Annotated in this window: 24 protein-coding genes and 1 pseudogene; all 25 read right to left on the bottom strand. The window is 48.2% G+C overall.

All coding sequences use genetic code 11. The features are described from left to right. Window positions 1–6: 6 nt before the first annotated feature. The 25 genes and pseudogenes from infB to ybiA all read right to left on the bottom strand — a co-directional run bounded on the left by infB (window position 7) and on the right by ybiA (window position 24546). Window positions 7–3099 carry a translation initiation factor IF-2 gene (gene infB / locus VSQ61_RS17105; RefSeq protein ID WP_334345604.1) on the bottom strand — a complete coding sequence of 1031 codons (3093 nt, stop codon included), beginning with the start codon at window positions 3097–3099 and terminating at the stop codon, window positions 7–9. A 39-nt stretch (window positions 3100–3138) separates the two neighbouring features. Then, window positions 3139–3423, bottom strand: coding sequence for a L7Ae/L30e/S12e/Gadd45 family ribosomal protein (locus VSQ61_RS17100; protein WP_334345621.1), 285 nt, complete (start codon window positions 3421–3423; stop codon window positions 3139–3141). Between the two features lie 10 nt (window positions 3424–3433). Beyond that, window positions 3434–3688 (bottom strand): RNase P modulator RnpM, encoded by a 255-nt coding sequence (gene rnpM / locus VSQ61_RS17095; protein WP_334345620.1) that lies wholly within the window; start codon window positions 3686–3688, stop codon window positions 3434–3436. 62 nt (window positions 3689–3750) lie between these two features. Next, window positions 3751–5028 carry a transcription termination factor NusA gene (gene nusA, locus VSQ61_RS17090; RefSeq protein ID WP_334345603.1) on the bottom strand — a complete coding sequence of 426 codons (1278 nt, stop codon included), beginning with the start codon at window positions 5026–5028 and terminating at the stop codon, window positions 3751–3753. An 89-nt stretch (window positions 5029–5117) separates the two neighbouring features. Next, on the bottom strand, window positions 5118–5585 hold the full coding sequence (rimP, locus tag VSQ61_RS17085) for a ribosome maturation factor RimP (RefSeq protein ID WP_334345602.1): 468 nt from the start codon (window positions 5583–5585) through the stop codon (window positions 5118–5120). Window positions 5586–5781: 196 nt separating this feature from the next. Continuing rightward, the gene (locus VSQ61_RS17080) at window positions 5782–6726 is read right to left on the bottom strand and encodes a calcium/sodium antiporter (protein ID WP_334345601.1); all 945 of its coding nucleotides are present in this window, start codon (window positions 6724–6726) and stop codon (window positions 5782–5784) included. Between the two features lie 185 nt (window positions 6727–6911). Next, a complete protein-coding gene (purB, locus tag VSQ61_RS17075) occupies window positions 6912–8345 on the bottom strand; it encodes an adenylosuccinate lyase (RefSeq protein ID WP_334345600.1) in 1434 nt (477 codons plus the stop codon). Window positions 8346–8379: 34 nt separating this feature from the next. Further along, a complete protein-coding gene (gene purC / locus VSQ61_RS17070; protein ID WP_334345599.1) occupies window positions 8380–9084 on the bottom strand; it encodes a phosphoribosylaminoimidazolesuccinocarboxamide synthase in 705 nt (234 codons plus the stop codon). Window positions 9085–9165: 81 nt separating this feature from the next. Beyond that, window positions 9166–9948, bottom strand: coding sequence for an amino acid ABC transporter ATP-binding protein (locus tag VSQ61_RS17065; RefSeq protein ID WP_334345598.1), 783 nt, complete (start codon window positions 9946–9948; stop codon window positions 9166–9168). Between the two features lie 14 nt (window positions 9949–9962). Next, the gene (locus VSQ61_RS17060) at window positions 9963–10649 is read right to left on the bottom strand and encodes an amino acid ABC transporter permease (RefSeq protein ID WP_334345597.1); all 687 of its coding nucleotides are present in this window, start codon (window positions 10647–10649) and stop codon (window positions 9963–9965) included. A 115-nt stretch (window positions 10650–10764) separates the two neighbouring features. Beyond that, window positions 10765–11649, bottom strand: a complete 885-nt coding sequence (locus VSQ61_RS17055) for a transporter substrate-binding domain-containing protein (RefSeq protein WP_334345596.1) — start codon at window positions 11647–11649, stop codon at window positions 10765–10767. 276 nt (window positions 11650–11925) lie between these two features. Beyond that, window positions 11926–15000 (bottom strand): PAS domain-containing hybrid sensor histidine kinase/response regulator, encoded by a 3075-nt coding sequence (locus VSQ61_RS17050; protein ID WP_334345595.1) that lies wholly within the window; start codon window positions 14998–15000, stop codon window positions 11926–11928. Between the two features lie 305 nt (window positions 15001–15305). Continuing rightward, a complete protein-coding gene (locus VSQ61_RS17045; RefSeq protein ID WP_334345594.1) occupies window positions 15306–16547 on the bottom strand; it encodes a D-alanyl-D-alanine carboxypeptidase family protein in 1242 nt (413 codons plus the stop codon). A 91-nt stretch (window positions 16548–16638) separates the two neighbouring features. Beyond that, window positions 16639–17091 carry a hypothetical protein gene (locus VSQ61_RS17040; protein ID WP_334345593.1) on the bottom strand — a complete coding sequence of 151 codons (453 nt, stop codon included), beginning with the start codon at window positions 17089–17091 and terminating at the stop codon, window positions 16639–16641. A gap of 91 nt (window positions 17092–17182) precedes the next feature. Further along, window positions 17183–17332, bottom strand: a complete 150-nt coding sequence (locus VSQ61_RS17035; RefSeq protein WP_334345592.1) for a FeoB-associated Cys-rich membrane protein — start codon at window positions 17330–17332, stop codon at window positions 17183–17185. 156 nt (window positions 17333–17488) lie between these two features. Continuing rightward, window positions 17489–17656 (bottom strand): annotated as a pseudogene (locus VSQ61_RS17030) (transcriptional repressor); the annotation flags it as partial. A 151-nt stretch (window positions 17657–17807) separates the two neighbouring features. Next, window positions 17808–20000, bottom strand: coding sequence for a ferrous iron transport protein B (gene feoB, locus VSQ61_RS17025; protein WP_334345591.1), 2193 nt, complete (start codon window positions 19998–20000; stop codon window positions 17808–17810). Between the two features lie 101 nt (window positions 20001–20101). Next, window positions 20102–20323 (bottom strand): FeoA family protein, encoded by a 222-nt coding sequence (locus VSQ61_RS17020; protein ID WP_334345590.1) that lies wholly within the window; start codon window positions 20321–20323, stop codon window positions 20102–20104. A gap of 113 nt (window positions 20324–20436) precedes the next feature. After that, on the bottom strand, window positions 20437–20649 hold the full coding sequence (locus tag VSQ61_RS17015; protein ID WP_334345589.1) for a FeoA family protein: 213 nt from the start codon (window positions 20647–20649) through the stop codon (window positions 20437–20439). Between the two features lie 243 nt (window positions 20650–20892). Then, window positions 20893–21171, bottom strand: a complete 279-nt coding sequence (locus VSQ61_RS17010) for a DUF2325 domain-containing protein (protein ID WP_334345588.1) — start codon at window positions 21169–21171, stop codon at window positions 20893–20895. A gap of 127 nt (window positions 21172–21298) precedes the next feature. Next, window positions 21299–21664: a DUF2752 domain-containing protein gene (locus VSQ61_RS17005; RefSeq protein ID WP_334345587.1), complete on the bottom strand. Its 366-nt coding sequence runs from the start codon at window positions 21662–21664 to the stop codon at window positions 21299–21301. Between the two features lies 1 nt (window position 21665). Beyond that, window positions 21666–22001, bottom strand: a complete 336-nt coding sequence (locus VSQ61_RS17000) for a DUF4234 domain-containing protein (protein ID WP_334345619.1) — start codon at window positions 21999–22001, stop codon at window positions 21666–21668. A gap of 217 nt (window positions 22002–22218) precedes the next feature. Beyond that, window positions 22219–23058, bottom strand: coding sequence for a TIGR02452 family protein (locus VSQ61_RS16995; protein WP_334345586.1), 840 nt, complete (start codon window positions 23056–23058; stop codon window positions 22219–22221). A gap of 55 nt (window positions 23059–23113) precedes the next feature. Further along, window positions 23114–23983, bottom strand: a complete 870-nt coding sequence (locus tag VSQ61_RS16990; protein WP_334345585.1) for an NUDIX hydrolase — start codon at window positions 23981–23983, stop codon at window positions 23114–23116. Further along, window positions 23980–24546 (bottom strand): riboflavin biosynthesis intermediates N-glycosidase, encoded by a 567-nt coding sequence (gene ybiA / locus VSQ61_RS16985; protein WP_334345584.1) that lies wholly within the window; start codon window positions 24544–24546, stop codon window positions 23980–23982. Before ybiA ends, VSQ61_RS16990 begins: the two co-directional genes overlap by 4 nt. Window positions 24547–24638: the final 92 nt, after the last annotated feature.

Below are 24638 nucleotides of genomic sequence, written 5' to 3'. Positions count from 1 at the left end.
TGCAGCCTATCTGGGCACCTCTACCATGGTATAGGCTTCCACAATATCCAGCTCCTGAATATCATTAAACTTTTCAAAGACCAGACCGCACTCGTAGCCTGTCTTTACTTCCTTCACATCATCTTTGAATCTTCGTAAGGATGCCAAATCGCCGTCAAAGATCTGCTCTCCCTCTCTTGTAATCCGGCACTTGCAGCCTCTCTGGAATACGCCGTCCAATACATAGGAACCGGCAATATTGCCCACGCCGGATGCCTTGAAGATCTGGCGTACCTCTGCATGGCCCAGAACCTTCTCCTCGAATACCGGATCCAGCATTCCCTTCATGGCCGTCTCTACATCATTGATTGCATCGTAAATTACGCGGTACAGCCGCAGATCGACCTTTTCTCTCTCCGCCGTCTCCTTCGCCGTCGCATCCGGCCTTACATTGAAGCCGATGATAATGGCATTGGACGCAGAAGCCAGACTTACGTCGGACTCGTTGATTGCTCCTACTCCGCCGTGGATAATCTTTACCACAACCTCCTCGTTGGAAAGCTTTAAGAGACTTTGCTTTACGGCCTCCACGGAACCCTGCACGTCTGCTTTTACGATGATGTTCAGCTCCTTTAAGTTGCCGGACTGGATCTGAGAATACAGATCGTCCAGAGACATCTTAAGCTTTGTATCCTCCAGAAGCCGCTCTCTGCTTTCCTTCACATAGGTTTCCGCAAAGGCTCTTGCTTCCTTGTCTGTCTCCGGAGATACGAAGATCTCTCCTGCTCCCGGCACATCATTCAGTCCCAGAATCTCAACCGGCTTGGAGGGGCCTGCCTCCTTCACCCGGCGGCCGTTGTCATCCATCATGGCACGAACCTTGCCGTGGCAGGATCCCACTGCAATGTGATCTCCCACATGAAGGGTTCCCTTCTGCACCAAAACAGTTGCAACCGGGCCCTTTCCTTTGTCAAGCTCTGCCTCAATCACCAGACCTCTTGCCCTGCGGTTGGGGTTCGCTTTCAGCTCCAGCACCTCGGCCGTCAGAAGGATCATTTCCAGAAGGTTATCTAAGCCTTCATGAGTATGAGCAGATACGGGTACGAAAATAGTGCTTCCGCCCCAATCCTCGGGAATCAGTTCATGCTCTACCAGCTCCTGCTTTACCCGCTCAAGGTTGGCGCTGGGCTTATCAATCTTGTTAATTGCTACAATAATCTCAATGCCTGCGGCTTTGGCGTGGTTGATGGCCTCTACCGTCTGAGGCATGACGCCGTCGTCCGCCGCTACTACCAGAATAGCAATATCTGTGGAATTGGCTCCGCGCATACGCATGGCTGTAAATGCTTCGTGTCCCGGCGTATCCAGGAAGGTGATCTTCTGTCCGTTGATGGATACCACATAAGCTCCGATGTGCTGTGTAATTCCGCCTGCCTCCCGGTCAATCACATGAGTATCACGGATAGCATCCAGAAGGGAGGTTTTTCCGTGGTCAACGTGCCCCATTACGCACACAACCGGCGGCCGGGAAACAAGGGTTTCCGCTGCATCCTCTACATCCTCCAGCATCTTTCCGATTACATCCTCTTTTTCCTCCGGAACGGGATCGTAATTCATTTCCATGGCCAGCTCTCCGGCTGCCTCGAAATCCAGCTCGGAATTTACCGTTACCATCTTGCCTTCCAGAAACAGCTTCTTAATAATGACCGAAGGCTGAATCTTCATTCGCTCTGCCAGATCGTGGATGCTGATAAGCTCCGGAATCTGAATTACCTTTGGCGTAAGATCTTCCTTCTTTGGTGCCGGAGCCGCCGGACGCACCGGCGCAGAGCCCTTGCCGCCCCTGCCGTTTTTCTGGTTCGGACGATTGCCGCCCTGATTTGGCCGGCGGCTTCCCTGACCGGGCTTACCGCCCCATTTATCATTGAATTTGCTGTTTTTCTCTTTTTTGCTGTCATCATTTCGGTTCTTATTCTCCGCTCTGCGGTTTTCTGTCTTGCGAAGTTCTACAACGGGAGCTGCCGGAATATCCATGGAACGGCGGCTGTCTCTTCCCTGACCGCTTCGGCCATCCCGGCCCTGGCTGCCATAGCTTCTCTGACCGTCCCGGCCCTGACCGCCCCGGTTATCGCGATTATCCCGGCCTTGGCCTCCAAAGCTTCTCTGGCCATCCCGGCCCTGGCCGCCCCGGTTATCTCGACTGTCCCGGCCCTGGCCGCCGAAGCTTCTCTGGCCATCCCGGCTCTGACCGCCCCGGTTATCTCGACTGTCCCGGCCCTGGCCGCCGAAGCTTCTCTGGCCATCCCGGCTCTGACCGCCTCGGTTATCACGGCTGTCTCTCCCTTGTCCGTCACGGCTCTGACCGCTGCGATTCTCACGGCTCTGATTACCTTGGAACCTTTGACCGTCACGCCCCGCATTCTGTGAAGGCTTTGCTGCTGTCTGCTGCAGACGGCGTTCCGGCTGCTGTGCCGGCCGCTCTGCCTGCTGGGCGGAACGTTCCGTCTCTGGTGCAGCAGCTTTTACAGCTTCCGGTTTCACCGGCTTTGCAGCCGGCTGCTCTGCCCCTGACGGGCTCACCCCAATGCCTGATACCGGACGGCCCGATGCCGGCGCTGCCCCAGCCGGCTTTACCTGGCCGGAGGCTGCTGCGGGCTTTGCCTGACCTCCCTGTACTGCCGTTTTACCTTCGGCCGGTCTTCTCTGGCCCGGGGCTGCTGGACGATTCTGCCCCGGTGCTGCAGGACGGCCCTGGCCTCCTGGAACTGCCGGGCGCCCCTGCTGGGAACGGGCCTGATTCGCGCGCCGCTCTGCTCTGGGATCTTTGATTCCCGTCTGGCTGTTATGTGTGTTATATACTGCAATGATTTTTTTCTTTCTTGGCGGCGCTGCCGGTGCTGCTTCCTTTGCCGGTGCTGCTTCTTTTGCAGGCGTCCCTTCCTTTGCCGAAGCCGCAGGAGCCTGCTTTGGTGCAAAGGCTTTCTTTACCATTCCCTCCTGCTCATCCGTCAGTACGCTCATATGGCTCTTTACCTCTATATTTTTCTCACTTAAAAATGCGAGAATCTCTTTGTTTGACTTATCTAATTCTTTTGCAAGTTCATGTACTCTTTTCGACATACTTACCTCCGTTATTCAGTTTGTATTCCACAGGCATTTTCATTCATGGATCAAATTCTTTTCTATGGCCTTTGCCAGTCCCGCGTCCAATACTGCCAGCGAAGCCCGGAATTCCTTTCCTATGGCATGCCCCAGTTCTTCTTTTTCCCCGAAGAAATGTAAGGGCACTCTATAGTAATCACACATATTGCGAAATTTTTTCTTTGTGTTTTCTGATGCAGTCTCTGACACAATCACCAGGGCTGCTTTCCCGGCCTTAACTGCCTTTTCTGTTGCAAATTCTCCGCTTACAACTTTACCGGCCTTCATAGCCATGCCAATCATCCCATATGCTTTATTCCATGCCAATTTTATCCAGCTCCTTTTCCAGACTGTCGTACACCTCCGGAGGAATGTTCATTTTCAATGAGCGCTCCAAACCACGATTTTTCTTTGCCTTTCTCAGGCATTCTTTTGAAAAACACAGGTAGGCTCCCCGGCCATTCTTCCGGCCTGTGGTGTCCAGTACGACTTCACCCTCTGCTGTCTTTAGGATACGCAGCATTTCTTTTTTGCTTTTCATTTCCTGACAGCCGGTGCACTGGCGCATAGGCACTTTACGATTTGTACTCAATCTATCACATCCTGATCTCTGCCCGAGAGCAGATTTTTTTATTCCTCATAGGCGTCCTGAGAATACTCCTCCGAATATTCGGATTCTTCCCCGTAGGCTTCTCCATACTCTTCTGCATACATGCCTTCCTCAGGATATTCCTCACCTTCCGGGTAGGCTTCCTGATAAGCTGCCAGAGCTGCCTGCTCTTCCTGATAATGCTCGAAGTCTTCATACTCCTCGTATTCTTCGTCCACATCCAGCCATCCTTCAATCTCCTTGGCCTGTGTCTCGCTCTTAATATCAATCTTAAAACCCGTAAGCTTTGCCGCAAGCCGGGCGTTCTGCCCTTCCTTGCCGATGGCCAGAGACAGCTGATAGTCGGGAACCACCACCTTAGCTGTCTTATCCTCCGGATCTGCCAAAACCGCTACTACCTTGGCGGGACTTAAGGCATTTTCAATCAAGATTGCAGGATTCTCGCTCCAATTAATAATATCAATCTTTTCGCCTCTCAGCTCGCTCACAATGGCGTTAACTCTTGCTCCATTCATTCCCACGCAGGCGCCTACCGGATCCACATCCGGATCGTTGGACCACACAGCAATCTTTGTTCTGGGACCAGCCTCTCTGGCTTTGGTCCGGTAATCCGCTTCTCTGGCAATGGCTTTAATCTCTACGATTCCTTCCCGAACCTCCGTTACCTCTGATTCAAAGAGGCGCTTTACCAGCTCCGGATGGGTTCTGGAAACAAGAATCCGAGGGCCTTTGGTGGTATCCTTTACTTCCAGAATATACACCTTGATCCGCTCAGTAGGTTTGAATACCTCGCCCTTTACCATCTCATTCTCATTAAGCATGGCGTCTACCTTGCCTAAATTAATACTGACATTTTTGCCGATATAACGCTGTACTACGCCGGTTACTACATCCTTCTCCTTGGCGTAATACTGGTTAAACAGTACCTTGCGTTCTTCCTCACGGATCTTTTGAAGGATGACATTCTTTGCATTCTGTGTGGCGATACGGCCAAATTCCTTGGACTTAATCTCCACGTTCACAACATCGCCCAGCTCATATTGAGAATCCATCATTTTTGCATTGGCAAGGCTTATCTCCTTCACCGAGTCCTCCACCTGCTCTACCACAGTCTTTTCCGCATGTACGGAAAACTGGCAGGTCTTGGGATCGATGTTTACTTTTACATTGTCTGCCGTTCCAAAATGGTTTTTGCAGGCCGTAAGCAGGGAATTCTCAATGGCTTCCAGCAAGGTTTCCTTGCTGATGTCCTTTTCCTTTTCCAAAATCTCCAAAGCTTCCAGCAATTCTGTGTTCATTGTTCTCTTTCCTCCTCGTTTTAAGCAGAGTACTCCTGGAAATTCTCTTTCTCTCAGTCCGTCTCCAAGAGTGCTCCTGCGGCTGCAATCTAAAAATCAAAAGCCAGCCGAATCAGCGCAATGTTATCCCTTGGGAATATCTGCTCCTCTTCCTCTTCTGTTACAATTGTTACCGCATCCTTATCATATGCTTTTAAAACTCCCCGAAATTCCTTCTGCCTATCCACCATGCGGTAGGTACGGATCTCCACTTCCTGCCCCAGGCTTCGCTCAAAATCCCGTTCTTTTTTCAGCGGACGGCCAAGCCCCGGAGAGCTCACCTCCAGAATGTAGGACTCGTCAATAAAGTCCTTTTCGTCAAGAAGATCGCTTAAGGCCCGATTCACGATCTCACAGTCGTCCACGGTGATTCCGCCGGGCTTATCAATGTAAGCCCTTAAGTACCAGGTTCCGCCCTCTTTTACATATTCTACGTCCACCAGTTCAAAATGGTTGGCATTGATGATGGGCAGTACCAGCTCCTCTGTCTTCTGTTCGTAACTCTCTCTTTTTGTCATAGACTTCCTTTCCCGTCCGGGGCCATGTTCTTCTGTTTTTGCTGCTTTTCTTATTCTGTCATACCCTGCTGCTTCTCAAAAACAAAGAGTGAACTTTCGTTCACTCTTTTCGGCCGCCTTATTTAATCTACTATATTGTAGCACATTTTTGGAAAAATGCAAGAGTTTTTTTGTCTTTTCCTTCACAAATCAAAATCTACCGTACAATAATATAAGCCATATATCCCAAATAGCACCCCATCATAAAGATTCCTGTTATGCGGCTTACCTGCTCTTTTTGCCAAAGAGGGATGAAGAACACCGCCGTCAATGCTGTTAAAATCACAATATCACATACATTCTCCATACCGACGCCAATGGGATGAATGACACCTGAGGTTCCCAGAATAAATCCAATATTCAGGATATTGGAGCCCAGCACATTGCCCAGGGCAATCTCACTCTCTCCTTTTCTGGCTGCGACCACGGAAGTTACCAGCTCCGGCAGGGACGTTCCGATGGCTACAATGGTAAGTCCTACCAGCGACTCGCTCATTCCAATCCGGTAGGCAAGATCTGTGGCGGAATTTACCACCATCTGACCGCCGCCGATGATGGCTACCGCTCCTCCTGCGCAGAAGAGAAGGCTGACAGGAAGAGGGCGTGTGATACCGAATTGTTCCGCCACCCGATCCCGGACCGCCGTGCGGATAAGGCGGCACATATATCCTGCAGTTACTCCAAGGAGCACTGCCCCGTCCAGTCTGGAAATCTCCCCATTTCCGCTGTTCCAAAAGCTTTCTGCAGCAGTTCCCAGCATCAGCAGGATCATAAGAAACATCATCACATAGTCACGTCTCAAGACAGAACGCTTTACGGCCACAGGCCGAATCACTGCCGCCAGTCCCACCACCACTAAAAGATTCATAATATTGGAGCCCGTCACATTGCCCAGAGCAATATCATTACTGCCCTTTAATGCTGCCGTTACGCTTACTGCCAGCTCCGGCAGGGAAGTTCCCAGAGCGACGATTGTAAGTCCGATGACAATGGATGGAATTCCAAGCTTTCTTGCTATATCCGATGCGCCCTCCACAAAAAAATCCGCACCCTTTACCAGAAGCAAAAAACCAATAATCAAAAGTATTATGGACAATATCATTTGTTTCTCCTATTCCCTTTCGGATACTGCCATTTCCAGGGCAGCATCCTTTCCGTACACAGAAAAGACTTTTACTGCTGTACATGTAAAAGTCTTTCCGTTTTTCCTCTTATTCATACCCAAGAGCAGGTATCCCGCAGGGATGTGTATTATTCGGATGTCCTTTGGCATACCATAGGACAGCTCTAAACATTGATTTCAGCTTTTACGCCAAGCAGCTCATTATACTCATCCAGAATCGGCTGTACCACCTGGCCAAGGAACGCATCCACCTGTTCCTTCGCCCTGCCCACGTAACGAGCAGGTTCCATGGTCTTCTTCAAGTCCTCCAAAGACAGATTAAAGGCCGGATCCGCTGCAATCAACTCCAGAAGGTTGTTCTCGCCGCCATTTACCTTCACATTCTTTCCTGCTTCCATGGAAAGCTCACGAATCCGCTCATGAAGCTCCTGACGGTCTCCGCCTGCCTTCACCGCATCCATCATAATATTTTCCGTAGCCATAAAGGGCAGCTCAGACATAAGGCGCTTCTCGATGACCTTGGGGTATACCACCAGACCATCCACCACATTAAGACACAGATCCAAAATTCCGTCCACAGCCAAAAAGCCCTCCGGAACACTTAACCGCTTATTGGCCGAGTCATCCAGCGTCCGCTCAAACCACTGGGTTGCGGAAGTAATAGCCGGATTCAAAGCATCCGCCATCACATACCGGGCTAAAGAAGCAATCCGCTCACTGCGCATGGGGTTGCGCTTATATGCCATAGCAGAAGAACCAATCTGAGACTTCTCAAAAGGCTCCTCCACCTCTTTTAAATGCTGCAAAAGCCGGATATCATTGGACATCTTATGGGCGCTGGCCGCAATACCTGCCAGAACATTTAACACTCTGGTATCCACCTTGCGGGAATAGGTCTGTCCGGATACCGGGTAGCACTCAGAAAAGCCCATCTTCTTTGCAATCATGGGATCGATCTTGTCGATAGTCTCCTGATCCCCGTCAAACAGCTCCAGAAAACTGGCCTGAGTTCCTGTAGTTCCCTTGGACCCAAGGAGCTTCATGGTGGAAATCACATGGTTCAGATCCTCCAGATCCAAACAAAATTCCTGCATCCACAGGGTTGCCCTCTTTCCTACGGTAGTAGGCTGCGCCGGCTGAAAATGAGTAAAAGCCAGCGTCGGCAGAGCCTTATACTCTCGTGCAAAACGAGACAGCTCCCCAATTACATTTACCAGCTTTTTCCGGACCAGCTTCAAAGCCTCAGTCATTACAATAATATCCGTATTATCCCCTACATAACAAGAGGTTGCACCCAAATGAATGATTCCCTTTGCCTTGGGACACTGCTGTCCGTAGGCATATACATGGGACATTACGTCGTGGCGCACTTCCCTTTCCCGTGCCTTTGCCACATCATAATTAATATCATCCTGATGGGCTCTAAGCTCGTCAATCTGCTCCTGTGTAATATTTAATCCCAGCTCTTTCTCAGTCTCCGCCAAGGCAATCCAAAGTCTTCTCCATGTCCGAAACTTCTTATCCGGAGAGAAAATATACTGCATTTCCCTGCTTGCGTAGCGCTCGGATAAGGGGCTTACATATCTGTCTGTGCTCATCTTATTCTCCTATTCCAATCTTTTAAAATATGTTTTACAGTCCCAGACGCTTAAATACCTCGTTGTAAGCCTCTTCCACATTTCCCAAGTCCCTGCGGAAACGGTCCTTATCAAGCTTCTCATGGGTATTGATGTCCCACAGACGGCAGGTATCCGGCGAAGTCTCATCCGCAAGAATTATCTGCCCCTTATAGCGGCCAAATTCAATCTTAAAGTCAATCAGTTCAATGCCCGCATTGGCAAAATACGCCTTGTATACTTCATTTACCTTAAAAGCGTACTTTGTAATGGTGTCAATCTCTTCTCTGGTAGCCAGTCCCAAAGCAATGGCAAAATAGTCATTGATCAGGGGATCGCCCAGATCATCATTCTTATAGCTGAACTCCAGGGTAGGCGCCGCAAACTTCGTCCCCTCCTCTACGCCGAGACGCTTGGAAAAGCTTCCGGCTGCCACATTTCGGATGATGACCTCCAAAGGAACAATCTCTACTTTCTTCACTGCCGTTTCCCGATCACTAAGCTCCTCGATGTAGTGAGTGGGGATTCCCTCTTTCTCCAAAAGCTGGAACACATGGTTGCTCATACGGTTATTGATAACGCCCTTTCCCTGAATGGTTCCCTTTTTCAAGCCGTTGAATGCCGTAGCATCGTCCTTGTAGTCAACAATTAAAACATCCGGATCCTCCGTGGTGTAAACCTTCTTTGCCTTTCCCTCATACAAAAGTTCCTTCTTTTCCATGCTGTTTTCCCTGCCTTCCTTTATCCTGTAATAATGAATTTTCTTTCTTAGTATAACCGCTGCCATTTTGAATTTCAACTATCATTGAATATAATGTCCCAAAAATTGCTGTGTTCTAAGCTCTCTCGGATTCCCGAACACCTCTTCCGGCGTTCCCTCCTCCAAAATCCGTCCGTCATCCATAAAAATCACATGATTGGACACATCTCTGGCAAAGGCCATCTCATGAGTTACGATAATCATGGTGGTCTTCTGATCTGCCAGTTCCTTGATGACCTTCAGCACTTCTCCTGTCAGCTCCGGATCCAAAGCCGATGTAGGCTCATCAAAACAAAGAATATCCGGTGTCAAAGCAAGTGCCCTTGCAATCGCCACACGCTGGCACTGTCCGCCGGATAGCTGATGAGGATAATTGTTCATTCGATCCCCAAGTCCCATCTGAACAAGAAGCACCTGCGCCTTGTGCTCAATCTCCTCATGAATCGCCTTTTTATTCTCCTTGTAATCGGGCCGCTCCTTGGCCAGAAGCTCACTGGCCAGCATCACATTTCCAAGGGCCGTATACTGCGGAAACAAATTAAAAGACTGGAACACCAATCCAAAATGCAGCCGCTTCTTCCGAATCGCCTCTTCCTGGGTCGTCACCGGATCATTGGCATCAAAAAGCGTCTCCCCATTTACCCGGATAATCCCCGTATCCGGCCGCTCCAGAAAATTCAAACAGCGCAGACAAGTGGTTTTCCCGCTTCCCGATGATCCAATCAGCGAAACCACCTGTCCCTTTTCCAAGGAAAAATTAATATCCTTAAGCACCTCCGTGCGCTCAAAGGTCTTGCTTAAGTGTTCTACCTCCAACATCGCCATTTTCATACGCCCCCTTACCTAAAATAATCCAGCTTTTTCTCCAGCCGTCCCAGCAGCACCGTCAGCAGACCGCTGAAAATCAGATAATAAACCGCCGTGAAAAACAGCGGCCAGATCTGACCGGAAATTCCCTGGGACCCTTTCATAAACGCCTGCCCTGCCCAGATAATTTCCTGAAGGGCAATAATACGCGCCAGAGAAGTATCCTTCACCAACGTAATAATCTCATTGGACAGCGGCGGAACAATACGCTTGATCATCTGAAGCAGCGTAACCTTGAAGAAAATCTGCCTCCTGGTCATACCAAGCACCAGTCCGGCCTCCTCCTGCCCCACCGGAACGCTCTGAATCCCGCCCCGGTAAATCTCCGAAAAATAGCAGGCATAGTTAAAAATAAACGCCACGGCGGAAGCCAGGAACCGTGCGGCCTCTCCGCCGCCCCAGATCTGCTTTCCAAGCACCAGCCCCGGAAAATAAAAAATAATCAAAAGCTGAATCATCAGAGGCGTTCCCCTGATAATCCAGACCACAATTTTCGTAAAATAGCTTAAGGGACGAAAACGGGACATGGAGCCAAAAGCAATCACAAGCCCCAGGGGAACCGCACCCAAAAGTGTAACCGTAAACAATTTTAACGTTTGTAAAAAGCCAACATTCAGCGATTGAACTACAATCGGAAACTGCTCCAAAAACTGCTCCATGTATGTATCCTGCTTTCCTGTGTGATAAAAATCAAATTACAGCAAAAGATGCGGCCAGGAACCCAGCCCTCTAAGGCCAGATTCCGGTCGCAATCATTTTTATAGAAAAATTATTTTACTGCTCAATCAAAGCTGCCTGTACATTGTAGGTCTCAGCACATGCTGCCATGCTGCCGTCCCCATAGCTTGCAACAAAGAAATCATTCAATGCCGCTGCCAGATCGGAACCTTTCCGGAAGCCTACGCCATACTCCTCGCTGTTAAGCTGAACCGTATAAGTCAGATCCGCATAGCCGGTTCCCTCTCCTACCATAGCTGCCGCCATCAGGGAATCGATAACTGCCGCATCGGAAGTACCGGACTTCACCTCCAGAAGCGCATCGGACTGTGCCTTTACCGGAGTACAGCTTAAGCCCAGAGCCGTTACCTCCGCCTCGCCTGCGCTGCCTGCCTCAACGGCAAAGTTCAGATCCGCCAGACTGTCCGTATCCTGATACTGGTCTGCCTTATCTGCCGGAACAATGACAATCTGCGCATTGTTGCAGTATGCCTTGGAGCACTCCATGGCACTGGTCACTTCAGAGGTCAGGGTCATACCGTTCCATACACAGTCAATGGTCTTGCTGTCCAGCTCCAGAACCTTGTTGTCCCAGTCAATCTCTATAAACTCCACATCAACGCCCAGGCTCTCTCCGAAAGCCTTTGCCATATCTGCGTCAAAGCCGATCCACTCACCGTTCTCATCCTTGTAATCCATTGGTTCAAAATCAGTGATGCCTACTACAAGAGTGCCTTTTCCCTGCACATAAGCCATATCACTTTCTCCTGCATCTTCCGCTTCCGGTGTCCCGGCATCCTCATTATCCTCAGCCGGCGCTTCTGTCTCCGCATCAGTCTCTGTCGGAGCATCTGATGCCGGTGCCTCCTTGGAACCGCAGCCTGCCAGCAGAGCCGCTGTCATCAAGCCGCACAATAACAAACTCAAAACTCTTTTTTTCATAGTATCCTCCCGTCCCTGTACGAAAACATGTCCGAACCTTTATTTCTGTCAATCTTTGACAAAATACCGTTCATTCATATCCCCCACAGGCTTTTACTTTTTTTCTCTACCAATTGGTCACTGTACTATAGTAAAGTTACCGTTGTATTCTAGCACAGGATCGGAATACTGTCAATTATAAATTTCTTTGTTATCCTTTTTTCTCCTTATCACTTGTTACTGTTCACACCCATGATGTTCACAGTAACTATCACTTTTCACTCTTAAGACAGCATTTCAGTCAAGAGAACTGCCGCTCTTCAAAATCTCCTTCAAAAGCTCCATAAGCCCCGGAATATCAATGGGCTTTGCGATATGCCCGTTCATTCCCGCTTCAAGGGCTGCACGGCGGTCCTCATCAAAGGCATTGGCTGTCATGGCAATAATCGGAAGCCCGGAAAGCTTTGGATTATCAATAGCACGTATCTGTCTGGCAGCCTCGTATCCGTTCAGAATGGGCATCTGAATGTCCATCAGAATCAAATCGTACCGGCCGGGCTGTGCCTCCTTTATCTTTTCTACCGCAACGGCTCCGTCGTCCGCCACGTCGATTTGGAATCCTGCTTCCTCCAGGATCTCTACGGCAATTTCCTGATTCAGCTCATTATCCTCAACCAGAAGAATTCGTTTTCCTTCAAATATTGTATTATCTTCCTGGAACTCTTCCTCGATCTCTTTCTCCATAAATGGAGATTCCAAAAGTTCCCGAAGCTCTGACAGGAAAATAGGCTTTGAACAGAAAGCGGTTACGCCTGCCTCTCTTGCCTCTTCCTCAATATCTGACCAGTCATAAGCAGTCAGAATAATCATCGGTTTTTCATCTCCGATGATGGCACGAATGCGCCTTACCACTTCGATTCCATTCATATCCGGCATCAACCAGTCTATGATATAAGCGGCGTACTCGTCATCCTGCTCCTCGGCAAGCTGAACCCGAAGCACCGCTTCTTTGCCGGAGGTAGTCCAGTCCGGACGCATGCCAATCACGGAAAGCATCTTGGTTACACTGGAGCAGGTGTCAAAATCATCGTCCGCTACCAGTGCACGAAGGCCCTGAAGCTGCGGTATCACTCCCTGCTTTACGGGATCAGATGAGATGGCAAACTGCAGAGCAACGGTAAAGGTAGTTCCTTTCCCTTCCTCGCTGACCACGGAAATGGTTCCGCCCATCATATCCACAATATTTTTCGTAATTGCCATGCCAAGACCGGTTCCCTGGATGCCGCTGACTGTACTTGTCCGCTCACGCTCAAAGGGTTCAAACACCTGCTTCAAAAAATCCTGGCTCATTCCGATTCCGGTGTCTCTTACCTGGAATTCGTAGGACGCAAAGCCATCCGGCGCATTTCCCTTCTGAACAATGCGGACGCCCACAAGACCGCCGGGCTTTGTAAACTTCATGGCATTGCTTAAAAGGTTCAAAAGGATCTGATTCAATCTGAGCCTGTCGCACAAAATATGCTCATGTATCACATCGGCCGTATCAATATAGAATTCCAGCTGTTTGGATGTGATATCCGCCTGCACAATGGTTCTCAGATCGTGCATAACCTCCGGCAGAGAGGTTTCCTTTTCCTCAATCTTTACTTTTCCGCTCTCTATGCGGCTCATATCCAGAACATCGTTAATCAGGCTCAGCAGATGGTTGCTGGATGTGGCAATCTTCGCAAGATAGTCCTGCACCTGCTCCGGATTGTCCATATGCGCGGCCGCTAGGGAGGTAAATCCGATAATGGCGTTCATAGGCGTCCGAATGTCGTGGGACATATTGTTGAGAAAGGTGGTCTTTGCTTTGTTGGCATGCTGTGCCGCAGCCAGTGCATCCTCAAGATCAATCTTCTGCTTTTCCAGCTGCATTTTCATCCTTTTCTCTTCTTCAATGTCAACAAAAAGCCCCACAAAGGTAACGGGAGAGCCGTCTGCGCGCCTGGACAGCCGGCCGGCTGCATGAAACCATCTGCATCCCATATACTTGGTGTGAAGGCGGTACTCCACATTATAAGTTTTCTCGCCTGTATAATCCTTTACGGTATCCCAGTATTCTTTGATTACCCGCTCTTTATCTTCCATATGTAACAGATCGGACCAGGATTCCAGCTTATTGGGAAAATCCTCTTCACTTTCATAGCCCAGCATTTTCCGGAAATCATCGGTCCATACACAGGATACCATCTCTGCATTCTCGTCAAATTCCATACTCCAGCTTCCGGAGCCTATGGAAGCATGAATATTATCCATAGCTGCACGCTCTCTTCGGATCTGGTCATAAGCTGCACGGATCTTGTTACTGTCCGCTTTTTCCTGATCAAGAAGCATATTCGCATTCTTTCGGGACTGATAAAGCAGAACCATGCACACCACAAGCATTACGCTTATGGTCATAATAATCTGAATTGTACCCCGCCTCATCATTCCGGAACTGATGGAACTGAATTGACTGCTGAGCACATTATCCTGGATCAGAATCGTCAGCATCCAGTCGGTTCCTTCCACCGGAATATAGCAGAGGTCCTCCTGCATTCCCTTATACCGGAAGATTATCTGTCCGTACTGCCCCTGGGCAAAGTCATTTTTCAGCTTTTCGTAATCAGATTCCCCTTCTATCTCGGCTTCCCCAAGGAGCGCCAAAAGGTTATTTTCCCCTGTCAGATTCCCGAACTCTCCTCCCGTCAGGCGCTGTCCGCTGCGGTCATATAAGTTGCAGTAAGTTTCGTTATAGCTGGTCTGGAGAATTAAGGTCTTTAGCATTTCATCAATGTCAAGCTGAATGAAGCACACAGAAATCGGGACTCCCTGAAAGGAAATATCTTCCACCGGAATTGCCTGAACTACCATTTTCTCATCCTCGTCAGGATTCAGGATGCCGACAATGGGCTCAGTCAATTCCTCCGACAGAAAATAGTATTCACCTAAATCCGAGACGGCGCCGTCCTGAGTATAGATAACTCCGTTTCCATCTGCCAGGGCAAATTTGTCCACGCCTAAAAGTCTTCTGGTCCTGCCAAGAAATCGGCCCAGGGCTTCCTGAGACTTAAGATCTGTGTCCTCCAAAATACCTATGGCATTCTCCATATATTGAAAATTGTTTTTAAGCTTCTCTTCAACCACCTGTCCCCTTCGGCCAGCCAACTCTTCCAAGTAGAATTCACTGACCCTTTTGACAGCCTGCCCGGTTCCCAGACGGGCGCCTGCGGATGCCCAGACGGCTGTAATAAGAAGAATCGCTCCGACAATGATGCTGCCCCACATAACTTTGACTGCCGTCTGCTTTTTGTTTTTTTCAAATTTATTTTTGTGCTGTGATGCTTCCATTTTTGCCTCCATGGGTCAAAGGACATGACTGTATGCCTCTTTGGGCTTAACTGTTAACATATGGTAAAACCACCTTTTATGAGCTGTTCGTCGAATATCTGAGCATGCTCTTTTCACTAACGCCCATTATATCACAAGGTTATAGCAAAAGGGAAAAAAATTCCCGTCAGCTCATAATTTCTCTTACTCTGACAGGAATTTCCCTGAATTTAACATTTATTTATACTGCATTCTATGCAGCTATTGCTTCCTTAAGGGGAAACTGCATTGTGCCTACGATTTCTGCACCATGCTTTTGAGCAGCCCTAAAACATTTTAACTAAATAGATAGTAATAATTTTTTTCATACACCAAGGAAGAGTAATAGGCTCCACCTGGTCTGTCGCTACGACAGGATAGATCTGTACAACTTCCCCGTTCAGGTAATAACGGATGCTGCCTATAATGGTACCCGGCTCAATAGGGGCTGTCAGGACTTCGGGGAAGTTGGTTTCTACGGATACCTGTTCTTTTTCAGAAAGGAGAAGCTCTAAGTGATCCGCTTCGGATTCGACCGCTAATTCTACACCGGTGTAGGCGCTGTCTTCCAGGTTGCCGCTTTGGGGGATTCCGTTTTTTACCAGGAGAGGATGGAAAACCGTCTCCTCCCAAACATCCCGATACTCGTAGTTTTCCAGGCCGTAGCTCATAAGCTTTCTGGTATCGCTCCACTTGTAGCTTCGGTTATTGGGCCAGCCACAGGCTAAGAGGGCTACGATAAATGTGCGTTCTTCCCGCTTCAAGGCTCCCACGTAACAGTAGCCGGCATTGTTGGTGAAGCCGGTTTTGCCGGATAAAGCACCCTCCATCATGGTCAGGAATGCGTTTTTGTTGCCTACGGTGAAGCTTCTAAGCCCCTCTGCATCTCCGAAGCTGTAGGATGAGGTTCGGGTGATGGTAAGAAATTCTTCCCGTTTCGGAGATTGGGTGATGCAGTAACGCAAGGTTCGGGCAAGGTCAGCTGCGGTGGTGGAGTGGGTTCCGCCCTCGTCTGTGGCGTCCAGGCCGTTTGGTGTTATGTAGTAAGTGTCAAAGCAGCCGATATCCCGGGCTTTTGCATTCATCATTTCTGCAAAACCTTCTACGGAGCCCCCCACATGCTCTGCGATGGCTACGGCGGAATCGTTGTGGGATTCCAGCATAAGGGAGTAAAGAAGATCTCCCAGGCGGTACTGCTCTCCTTTTCGAATTCCCAGCTGGACATCAGGCATACTTGCAGCATACTGGGATACGGTGACGATTTCGTCTAAATTGGCATTTTCCAGCGTGACGATAAGGGTCATAATCTTTGTGGTGCTTGCCATGGGTTTTTGTTCATAACCGTTTTTTTCAAACAAAACACGCCCGGAGTCAGCATCCATCAACACGGCTGACTGGGCGTATAATTGTCTCAGTTCAGAGGGAATCTCTGTTTGTCCTTCCGGCTTTTCCACTTCCTGCCCATATGTATTGATGGAGAGACAGAAAATAAATCCAAGAAGCATCAGAATGGAATATAATTTTTTCACGGGAAACCAACCTGTACTTTGTTTCCTTTTATTGTATTCTCCATGAACAAGATTTATAACACAGGTTTGTTCCGGCTTGACAGACTTCTTTTCAGGAAAAACGCAGCATACGGATTTCTGACGGATGAAATCCGTCATCTCCAAACTCTCCTTTCATATCTATGGTCATATGAAGCTCCAGATCCTCAAAGCTTCCCTCCGTGTCCACACTCTCCCCTCCGTCACCGGAAATGTTTCTCACATAGAACTTGGTGTCCTCCGTGTAGATAACCGGTATGAGATCGGAATCCTTAAGGGGGGCGTTGGATGAGGGGCTGCTGCTGTTTATGGAGCCGTCTTCCTGGACCTTTACCTTACATTTGGCTGCATAAAGCTCCCCGTCCTCAAGCTTCCATACCTTTCCCCGAAAATCTGCGTCAATAGCCTCCGCCGTCTCCTGGTCCAGGGTGGACCAGGCTGATTTTCCTCCGCAGCCGGTTACAGCCAGACACACAAGGCAGGCTGCGCTGAGCAGAAGCACTGTTTTTTTGATGGTTTTTTTCATGTTGTTTCCTCCATTTTGCTCTACAAGATATATTTTGATTTTAACGGACATATCTGTAAATTATCTCTAAAAATGGAGTTTTTCGTATCATTCACTCCTTTTTGCCGCAGCAGGAAGAGCCGCTGCACCCGGAGCAGCCGCAGCCGCAGGAGGAACCGCCTTTTTTCTTGTTGCGTATGGTGTATCCGATGCTGGCTGCCAAACACACGCCTATGATGATAAGTACTATAAAATCCGCCATTTTGAATACCTCCTTTTCTTGCCTGTCATCACCAATTATAGTATTTGGCAAATAATTTTAACTATAATATCGGTGCTTTCAGCTTCTAAAATAATTATATATTATTTTTCCACAGCAGCACAAGGCAGCGAAAATACGCTGCCATGCACAAATATTTTAAATACGGTACATGTTTCTTCGGTCAATGATCCCCACTTCTTCCAAAGTCTTGATCATGCGGTACACCGTGGCGATCCCCACGGCGGGATCCTCTTCCCTTACGTGATAATAGATTTCCTTACAGCAGGAGCACTCATGCTCCAGTATGAATCGGATGAGCAATTTCCTCTGTTTGGATTTCTCCTATTAAAAATTGCTGCGCAATAGCACTAAAGGGTAAAGTCGCTTCGCCACACCTGTAATGAGAGAAACTTTCATTCGAAAGGGCACTCATGAAAGTTCCTCTCGTGCGCCTTTGCGACTTTACCAACAAATATTATATAAATAATCCGCCTATTACATTTACCAAAAGGGCTACTACATAGGCGGTCGCCATCTGTACGGCTACGGCCTTGCCGGTCTCCTTCCAGGTCTTTAACTCTCGCTTCATGGCGCCTACGGCTGCAAAGCAGGGCATGCACAGCAGATTAAATACCATGTAAGCGTAGGCTGCTGCTTTTGTCTTAATATCATCTTTCATATGGGGCAGAGCATTTTCATCGCCGCCCTCAAACAGTACGCTCTCAGAATAAATATCTCCTGCAGACTCCTCATCGTACTCGCCGCCCTCAAAACCAAGCTCTTCCAGTTCCTCCGGGCTATACTGGGCAAAGTATTCTTCCAGATATTCGTCGGTTACGTCCTCGTCATAGAGCTGTGCAAAGGTTACGACTACATTTTCCTTGGCAATCCATCCGGTTACCACGCCTACGGCCGGACGCCACTCACCGAAGCCCAAGGGCTTGAAAATAGGAGCGATGACATTTCCGATGGAAGCCATAAAGCTGTCGTTCATCTCGCACATAACGCTGCCGTCCTCGTTCTCGGCTGCATTTGTTCCATTGAAGGAACTGAGATTGAAGCCGGACAGGAACCAGATAAGGATAGTGGATACAAAGATAACGGTTCCGGCTTTCACTGCGAAGCCTTTTACCTTTTCCCAGCCATGGATGAGGATGCTCTTAAGGGTGGGAATACGGTACTGAGGCAGCTCCATAATAAAATTGGAGGCTCCGTCCTTATATACGAATTTATTTAACAGCAATGAAACAATAATCGCTACTACAATACTGAAAATATATAAGGAATAGGTTACTAAGGTCTGGTTGCTGTCCGCAAACAGAGTGGATACGAACAGGGCAAAAATGGGAAGCTTTGCGCCGCAGGGCATAAAGCCTGCCAGAATGGTGGTTATCTTTCTGTCCTTCTCGGATTCCAGCGTACGGGTTGCCATAACAGCCGGAACGCTGCAGCCGAAGCCCTGAAGCAGCGGGATAAAGGAACGTCCGGACAATCCGAAACGGCGGAAGATTCGATCCAGCACAAATGCGATTCTTGCCATGTAACCGCAGTCCTCCAGGAAGGAAATCAGGATGTACAGCACCAATACCAGCGGAATAAATCCAAGGATTGCGCCAAGTCCCTCCATGATACCGTCAACTACCAGGGAATATACCCAGGGTGACGCACCTCCTACAAGTCCGGCTACCAGGTCTGTCAGCCAGCCCCAGATGGATTCTACCACGCCTGCCAGCCAGATACCCGGGCTGTTGATTCCAAGGAACAGAAAGTTCTCGCTGTTGGTGCAGGCGAACAGCAGGTACATGATCACCGCAAAGATGGGCAGGGCTAGGATTCGGTTGGTGAGAATCTTATCCAGCTTGTCGGATTTTGTCTCCACATGGCCCGTGGAGCCTTTCTTTACCGCATCCTTTACCACCTTTGCTATGTACTGGTAACGCTGATCTGCCACGGCCGCTTCCAAATCCACTCCCGGACCGTAGGCTTTTACTGCAACCTCTTCTACTTTCTTCTTCAGATCTTCCGTTACCTGTCCTGCTACATTTTCATCATTTTCCAGAAGCTTAATGGCTTTCCACTCGCTGTCAGACTCACCTGCGGCTTCTAAAAGCTTCTTTGCCTCGTCTACGGCTCCCTGAAGCTTTTCATCGAAAACAGACAGCTTTTTGGGCGTTTTCTTTCCCTTTGCCACTTCTATCGCTTCTGCCATCAGCTCCTGAATTCCTTTGTTGCTGCGGGCTACGATGGGAACTACGGGCACGCCGAAAATCTCGGAAAGCTTCTCTGCCTTGATCCGGTCGCCTCTTGCCTCTACCTCGTCCATCATGTTCAGGGCAATGACGGCGGGAACACCTGTCTCAAGAATCTGCAGAGTCAGATACAGGTTACGTTCAATACTGGTTCCGTCTACAATATCTATTACTGCGTCAGGCTTTTCTTTTACAATGTAATCTCTCGCAATGATTTCCTCTGCGGAATAGGGGGACAGGGAGTAGGTTCCCGGCAGATCCATAATGTTGATCTCTTTGTCCTTCTTATAGGTTCCCTCTTTCTTGTCTACGGTTACTCCCGGCCAGTTTCCTACACGCTGTCTGGAACCGGTCAAGTCATTGAATAAGGTTGTTTTGCCGCAGTTCGGGTTGCCTGCAAGCGCAATGGTGTATGACATTTCTTACTCCTCCACTCGTTTCTATTGTTAGCTTCTGCTAACTTTAGTTCTTATTTTTAGGGGTTATTATTGGCTAACCCCCTGTCAAAAAAATATCTTTTTTATGCCTGAACTTCAATTCGCGCGGCCTCTTCTTTTCGCAGGCTCAGCTCATAGCCACGCACATTGATTTCCACCGGATCTCCTAAGGGGGCAACCTTAATGACCTTTACGTCCACGCCCGGAGTGATTCCCATATCCATGATTCTCCGCTTTAAGGGTCCGCTTTCACCGATGGATATTACCTGTCCGGACTGTCCCGGCTTCATTTCCTTCAATGTCATGTTTTCTCCTCACTTTCTATAATATAGTTCCACAACACCTTTTTGGCGTTACTGCTTCTCAATTATTTCTGCAAACAGCGTACGAAACGCAGATGCCTGCATCCACATCTGACTTAAGCAACCATAATCTGGGAAGCCAGCCCCCGGTTCAGAGCAATTCTCACGCCCTTGACCAAGAGAATCATACCGCTTGGATTCTCCCCAATCACCTGTACTTTCTCGCCTTTTACGAAGCCCAGATCCTGTAGATGTCGTTTTACTTCTTCTTTTCCGTGAAATTCTTTAATTTCCCTTGTTTCTCCAACTTCCATCATAGCCAGTGCCATCTGTGATCGCTCCTTTCCTTAATTTGCACATGCCCTTTGTGCATAAGGGGATACCCGCAGGGTGTTTCCTTAGCTCTGCACATGCCCTTTGTGCATAAGGGGATACCCGCAGGGTGTTTCCTTAGCTCTGCACACGCCTTTTCAACTTGCTGCCGTTTATTAATTGAGAATAACTATCATTTTCTTTATATATTATAGCATACCAAGCTTGTTTGTCAATACCTTTATTGAGAATAATTATCATTAACAATAACTCCCAAGAATCTCCTCCAAAGCCGCTTTGCTGCTGGTATGACATCTCACTACTTCGATGTTGTTTCGTTTTGCTTCCTCCACGGCACATTTTACCATCTTGTGAGATACCGTATTGGTAAACAGTACAAAAAGATCCGGTTTGCCAACCTGTTTCTTTAAATCCCCTGTCATTTGGGTAAATACTTTTGCCTTGCAGCGATAGGCTTTACAGATATCCTGATATTGGCGAACCATTCGATCATGCCCTCCGATTATTACAACACTCATGTTCCGTACCTCTCTCTTAATTAGCATATACTAACTATTGCTTTTTATAAAAGTTAGCTTTTGCTAACTTCATTTTAAGACTAACATACTTTCCCGTCATATGCAAGTATTTTTTATCGGAATCCTCTCAAAAAACATTCCGGAAGATTCCAAAGAGGATTAATGCCGCCAAAAATACCAGCATCCCGGCGGATTCCCATTTCTTCCAAACTGTTTTCCTGGAAAATAAATAATTCCCAAGAGATTTCGCCAAAATCCATATCAGAAATGGACCAAAGCAAAAGATAACCGGATGGCTGTGAAAGGCTCCCGAAAAATCTCCTTTCCCCATTGCCATCAGCATATGAGTAACGCCGCACCCCGGACACTGCAGATGAAAAACAAACCGGAACAGGCAGGGTACGCCCATTCCGGTATATCTGACAAATCCATAGTATCCGACAAGAAGTAAAGCTGCCAGTCCTGCTTTTCCCAGCCGTCTATGATCCATCATCTTAATTTGCCAGCTTGTTCAGCTCGTTCTGAATCAGCGCATAGGCAATAATTCCGCCAAATATATAGAGAATCAGATAAAGCACACCTCCATTGGAAGCCGGAAGTCCTCTGTCCATCTTTGCCTTATCCAGCAATTCTCCACGCTTATATGCCCAGTAAAAGCCATAAATCCCGCAGGTGATAAGAGTAAACACAAGAGCCATCACGCCGGATGTTCCTTCCTCATTTGCTGCTGCATTGGTATCATCTGTCATGCATATAAACCAATAAAAGCTGTAAATTCCACAGGTAACCAATGACAGAATAATGCAAAGGGCAATGTTTCTCTGCTGTATTGACCTCATAACTATTCCTCCTTCGTAGTATAAACCATAAATTTTTCTGGCTAGTTTAATATACTACTTTGTCAGAAAAAATTCAATACTAACTATACACTTTGTCAGATATTTTTCGAATATTTTTCAGATAATAGTTTTTTATATTTGTATTCTACAGATAATTTCTGCTATCTACGCTTTCAAAGCAGGCGGACTTTGTTCATAAATCTGCCATTTACTCCTGGAAAGCTTTTATGCAGCACTGGTTTTTGGAGTGATCCAGGACCGCATGGAACACAGAAATAAAATGCTGTCCCATTCCCTCTTCCAGAAGCTCTCTCCACCAGAGCGCCACTTCCTTCGGATCGTTTCGAAATACGCCGCATCCATATGCGCCCAATACCAGATGCTTTGCCCTCTGCTCTGCAAAGATTCCAAGACATAGCTTCATTCTCCGGCGCATAACCCTTTTGGCTTCTTCCACATTTTCTCCTTTTAAAATCACCTGTCCCATATTGACTGCCGGCAGGGTCAGCACGGACGCTTTTACGGGTGTTTCTGTCAAACGAAACGTCTCATCCCGAAAAAAGATAACATCCGGAGAGTAGATTCCGTAATCCAGATACATCATGGAGCTGTGAGACCGATTCTCTCTGTAATACTCTTCATGAGCCGTTAATGTTGGATACAGCGTGCCGGAGGCTGCCAGACTTTCTTCCTGTGCCTTGGCTCCGTTCAGAAAACCGCCTCCCGGATTCTTTGCACTGGCAAAATTCAGTACGCCGATATCCGTCTTTCCATCCCCATAAAGCCTGCGGATGGCTTCTACGGTGGAAATATTTTCAACTCTTGTTTCCGGCTGGCCGCATCCCTTACATGTACCATATTTTGCAAGGATTTTCTCTCCCTCCGCCGGAGAAATCAATATGCTGCGCCGGATGGATTGTTCCATGGCTTCTTTTATCTTTATCTGTTTCTTCTCTTCTTTCCGGCCTGCCCCATTTTTGCCGGGCAGCTCATAGTATCCCTGCTTCATAATCTCCAGGGTTTCCTTTGCGATTGCTTTTCGATCCATATTTCCCTCCCAATGTCTCAAATAAATGCATGGCTTAGCCGCATTCTTATATTTTTCATCCTTCGTTTTTCCGGTAAAGTCTGGAGGGCCGATGCCCTTCATTTTCCGTATAACAATCTGTCTCCGTCACCATAGGCGCCGCCTTCCTGCGAAATGCTGCCGCAGGAAATTCTCTGTCCAAAACCACCTCGTACACCTGCTGAAGCTGAGTGAGCGTAAAATACTCCGGCATCAGATGAAGGGCCAGATCTGTGTAGCTTAGCTTTCCTCTCAAACGCTCATATCCGCAGGCCAATATTCGGGCGTGATCAAAGGCCAGACCGCCGGAATCCAGAATCTTACATTCTGAAAAGGGTCTGCCCGTCTCCTTCTCTATCAGGGCTCTCAGTGCGGTTTCCTTATGAAAAAGGGTCAGCTCCCACAGCTCTCTTCTGTCCTCCTGTTCGATTTTGCAGAAGGATGTTTGGAACCAGGCTGCCTGGGCCGCATCATCCCCGGCCTCTATCTGAACCCGGCTGCTGTCTATAAGAGCCATGTAGGAACAGCTCATTACCCACGTTCTGGGGTCCCGGTCCGGATTGCTGAAGGTATAAAGCTGCTCTAAGTATACCTTATCCACGCCTGTTTCTTCACGAAGCTCCCGGGCGGCTGCCTCCTCGGTTGTCTCCGTGGGGCGGACAAAGCCGCCGGGCAGGGCCCAGGATCCAAGATAGGGGTGAGCGCCTCGTTTTATGAGCAGAATGCGAAGCTCTTTCCTGGCCAGCTTCCGGTAATTTTCTTCCTCTGCATCGGTCACTGTGAAAATCACCATATCCGTTGCCACAGAAGGCCGCAGATAATCCCCCGGCTCATAAGCTGCCAGAAATTCTTCTTCGGTCAGGCCGTTGTGATCCTTTTGCAAGGTGTCTTTTCCTTTATCAGTCATTTTGCTTCTCCCCCTTCTGCCAGCAGTTGATCCCGTACCTCTGTCAGTGCGAAGCCCAGGAGATTGGTTCCTCTCCATTTCAGCGGATTCTGGGCATCCGGATTGGCTTTTCCCATACCGATTCCCCAGATCCGGTCCATGGGGCTTGCCTCTACCAGAATACGATTCCTGGTAGTGAGAAGAAATTCAAGAAGGTCCGGATTCTGCGTGAATTTGGCTATATTGCCTCTTTTTACGATTTCATAACCTGCATTGTCCCAGGATGCTTTGTCAAAACCTTTTACTGCACGGCCGTAAGCTTTCATTTCTTTGGGATGGGATGCTTCCATGATCTTTGTGAGCATTTCCTTATCACCAAACATTCTGGCTTTTTCCGCCATCATAAACTGCTCTGCACAGGTGTATTCCACTCCGTCCACTTGAAACCTACTTTCCCACCACTGCCCCAGACAGGATTCGCAAATATGGCCGTCTGTTGCCGACGTAGGCTTCCAGAAAAACAAGAATTTAAAGTTTTCTCCTGTCTCACAGGCTTTTTTCAAGTCGTTCAGATTGTAAATCATAAGTTCTTCTCCCCCTTCTACTTTCTATCCTTCACTTTTCTCTTTGTTCCTGTAAGCAATGAGCTGTTCTTTCTATAAAAAGCACTTACTCA

It is taken from the genome of Candidatus Merdisoma sp. JLR.KK006, from assembly GCF_036941035.1.
Taxonomy (GTDB): domain Bacteria; phylum Bacillota; class Clostridia; order Lachnospirales; family Lachnospiraceae; genus Laedolimicola.
The sequence above is the reverse complement of the archived record's forward strand: the minus strand, read 5'-3'. Positions and strand labels throughout refer to the sequence as shown.

Coding starts and splice junctions, on each gene's coding strand:
- feoB (WP_334345591.1), bottom strand. CDS start 20,000: ATGTCATACACCATTGCGCTTGCAGGCAACCCGAACTGCGGCAAAACA.
- ybiA (WP_334345584.1), bottom strand. CDS start 24,546: ATGATTTACAATCTGAACGACTTGAAAAAAGCCTGTGAGACAGGAGAA.
- purC (WP_334345599.1), bottom strand. CDS start 9,084: ATGGAAAAGAAGGAACTTTTGTATGAGGGAAAGGCAAAGAAGGTTTAC.
- VSQ61_RS17040 (WP_334345593.1), bottom strand. CDS start 17,091: ATGAAAAAAACCATCAAAAAAACAGTGCTTCTGCTCAGCGCAGCCTGC.
- VSQ61_RS17065 (WP_334345598.1), bottom strand. CDS start 9,948: ATGGCGATGTTGGAGGTAGAACACTTAAGCAAGACCTTTGAGCGCACG.
- VSQ61_RS17050 (WP_334345595.1), bottom strand. CDS start 15,000: ATGGAAGCATCACAGCACAAAAATAAATTTGAAAAAAACAAAAAGCAG.
- VSQ61_RS17020 (WP_334345590.1), bottom strand. CDS start 20,323: ATGACATTGAAGGAAATGAAGCCGGGACAGTCCGGACAGGTAATATCC.
- purB (WP_334345600.1), bottom strand. CDS start 8,345: ATGAGCACAGACAGATATGTAAGCCCCTTATCCGAGCGCTACGCAAGC.
- VSQ61_RS16990 (WP_334345585.1), bottom strand. CDS start 23,983: ATGACTGATAAAGGAAAAGACACCTTGCAAAAGGATCACAACGGCCTG.
- VSQ61_RS17100 (WP_334345621.1), bottom strand. CDS start 3,423: ATGATTGGCATGGCTATGAAGGCCGGTAAAGTTGTAAGCGGAGAATTT.
- nusA (WP_334345603.1), bottom strand. CDS start 5,028: ATGAACACAGAATTGCTGGAAGCTTTGGAGATTTTGGAAAAGGAAAAG.
- VSQ61_RS17080 (WP_334345601.1), bottom strand. CDS start 6,726: ATGATATTGTCCATAATACTTTTGATTATTGGTTTTTTGCTTCTGGTA.
- VSQ61_RS17010 (WP_334345588.1), bottom strand. CDS start 21,171: ATGAGTGTTGTAATAATCGGAGGGCATGATCGAATGGTTCGCCAATAT.
- rnpM (WP_334345620.1), bottom strand. CDS start 3,688: ATGCGCCAGTGCACCGGCTGTCAGGAAATGAAAAGCAAAAAAGAAATG.
- infB (WP_334345604.1), bottom strand. CDS start 3,099: ATGTCGAAAAGAGTACATGAACTTGCAAAAGAATTAGATAAGTCAAAC.
- VSQ61_RS17060 (WP_334345597.1), bottom strand. CDS start 10,649: ATGGAGCAGTTTTTGGAGCAGTTTCCGATTGTAGTTCAATCGCTGAAT.
- VSQ61_RS16995 (WP_334345586.1), bottom strand. CDS start 23,058: ATGGATCGAAAAGCAATCGCAAAGGAAACCCTGGAGATTATGAAGCAG.
- VSQ61_RS17015 (WP_334345589.1), bottom strand. CDS start 20,649: ATGGCACTGGCTATGATGGAAGTTGGAGAAACAAGGGAAATTAAAGAA.
- VSQ61_RS17035 (WP_334345592.1), bottom strand. CDS start 17,332: ATGGCGGATTTTATAGTACTTATCATCATAGGCGTGTGTTTGGCAGCC.
- VSQ61_RS17055 (WP_334345596.1), bottom strand. CDS start 11,649: ATGAAAAAAAGAGTTTTGAGTTTGTTATTGTGCGGCTTGATGACAGCG.
- rimP (WP_334345602.1), bottom strand. CDS start 5,585: ATGACAAAAAGAGAGAGTTACGAACAGAAGACAGAGGAGCTGGTACTG.
- VSQ61_RS17005 (WP_334345587.1), bottom strand. CDS start 21,664: ATGATGGATCATAGACGGCTGGGAAAAGCAGGACTGGCAGCTTTACTT.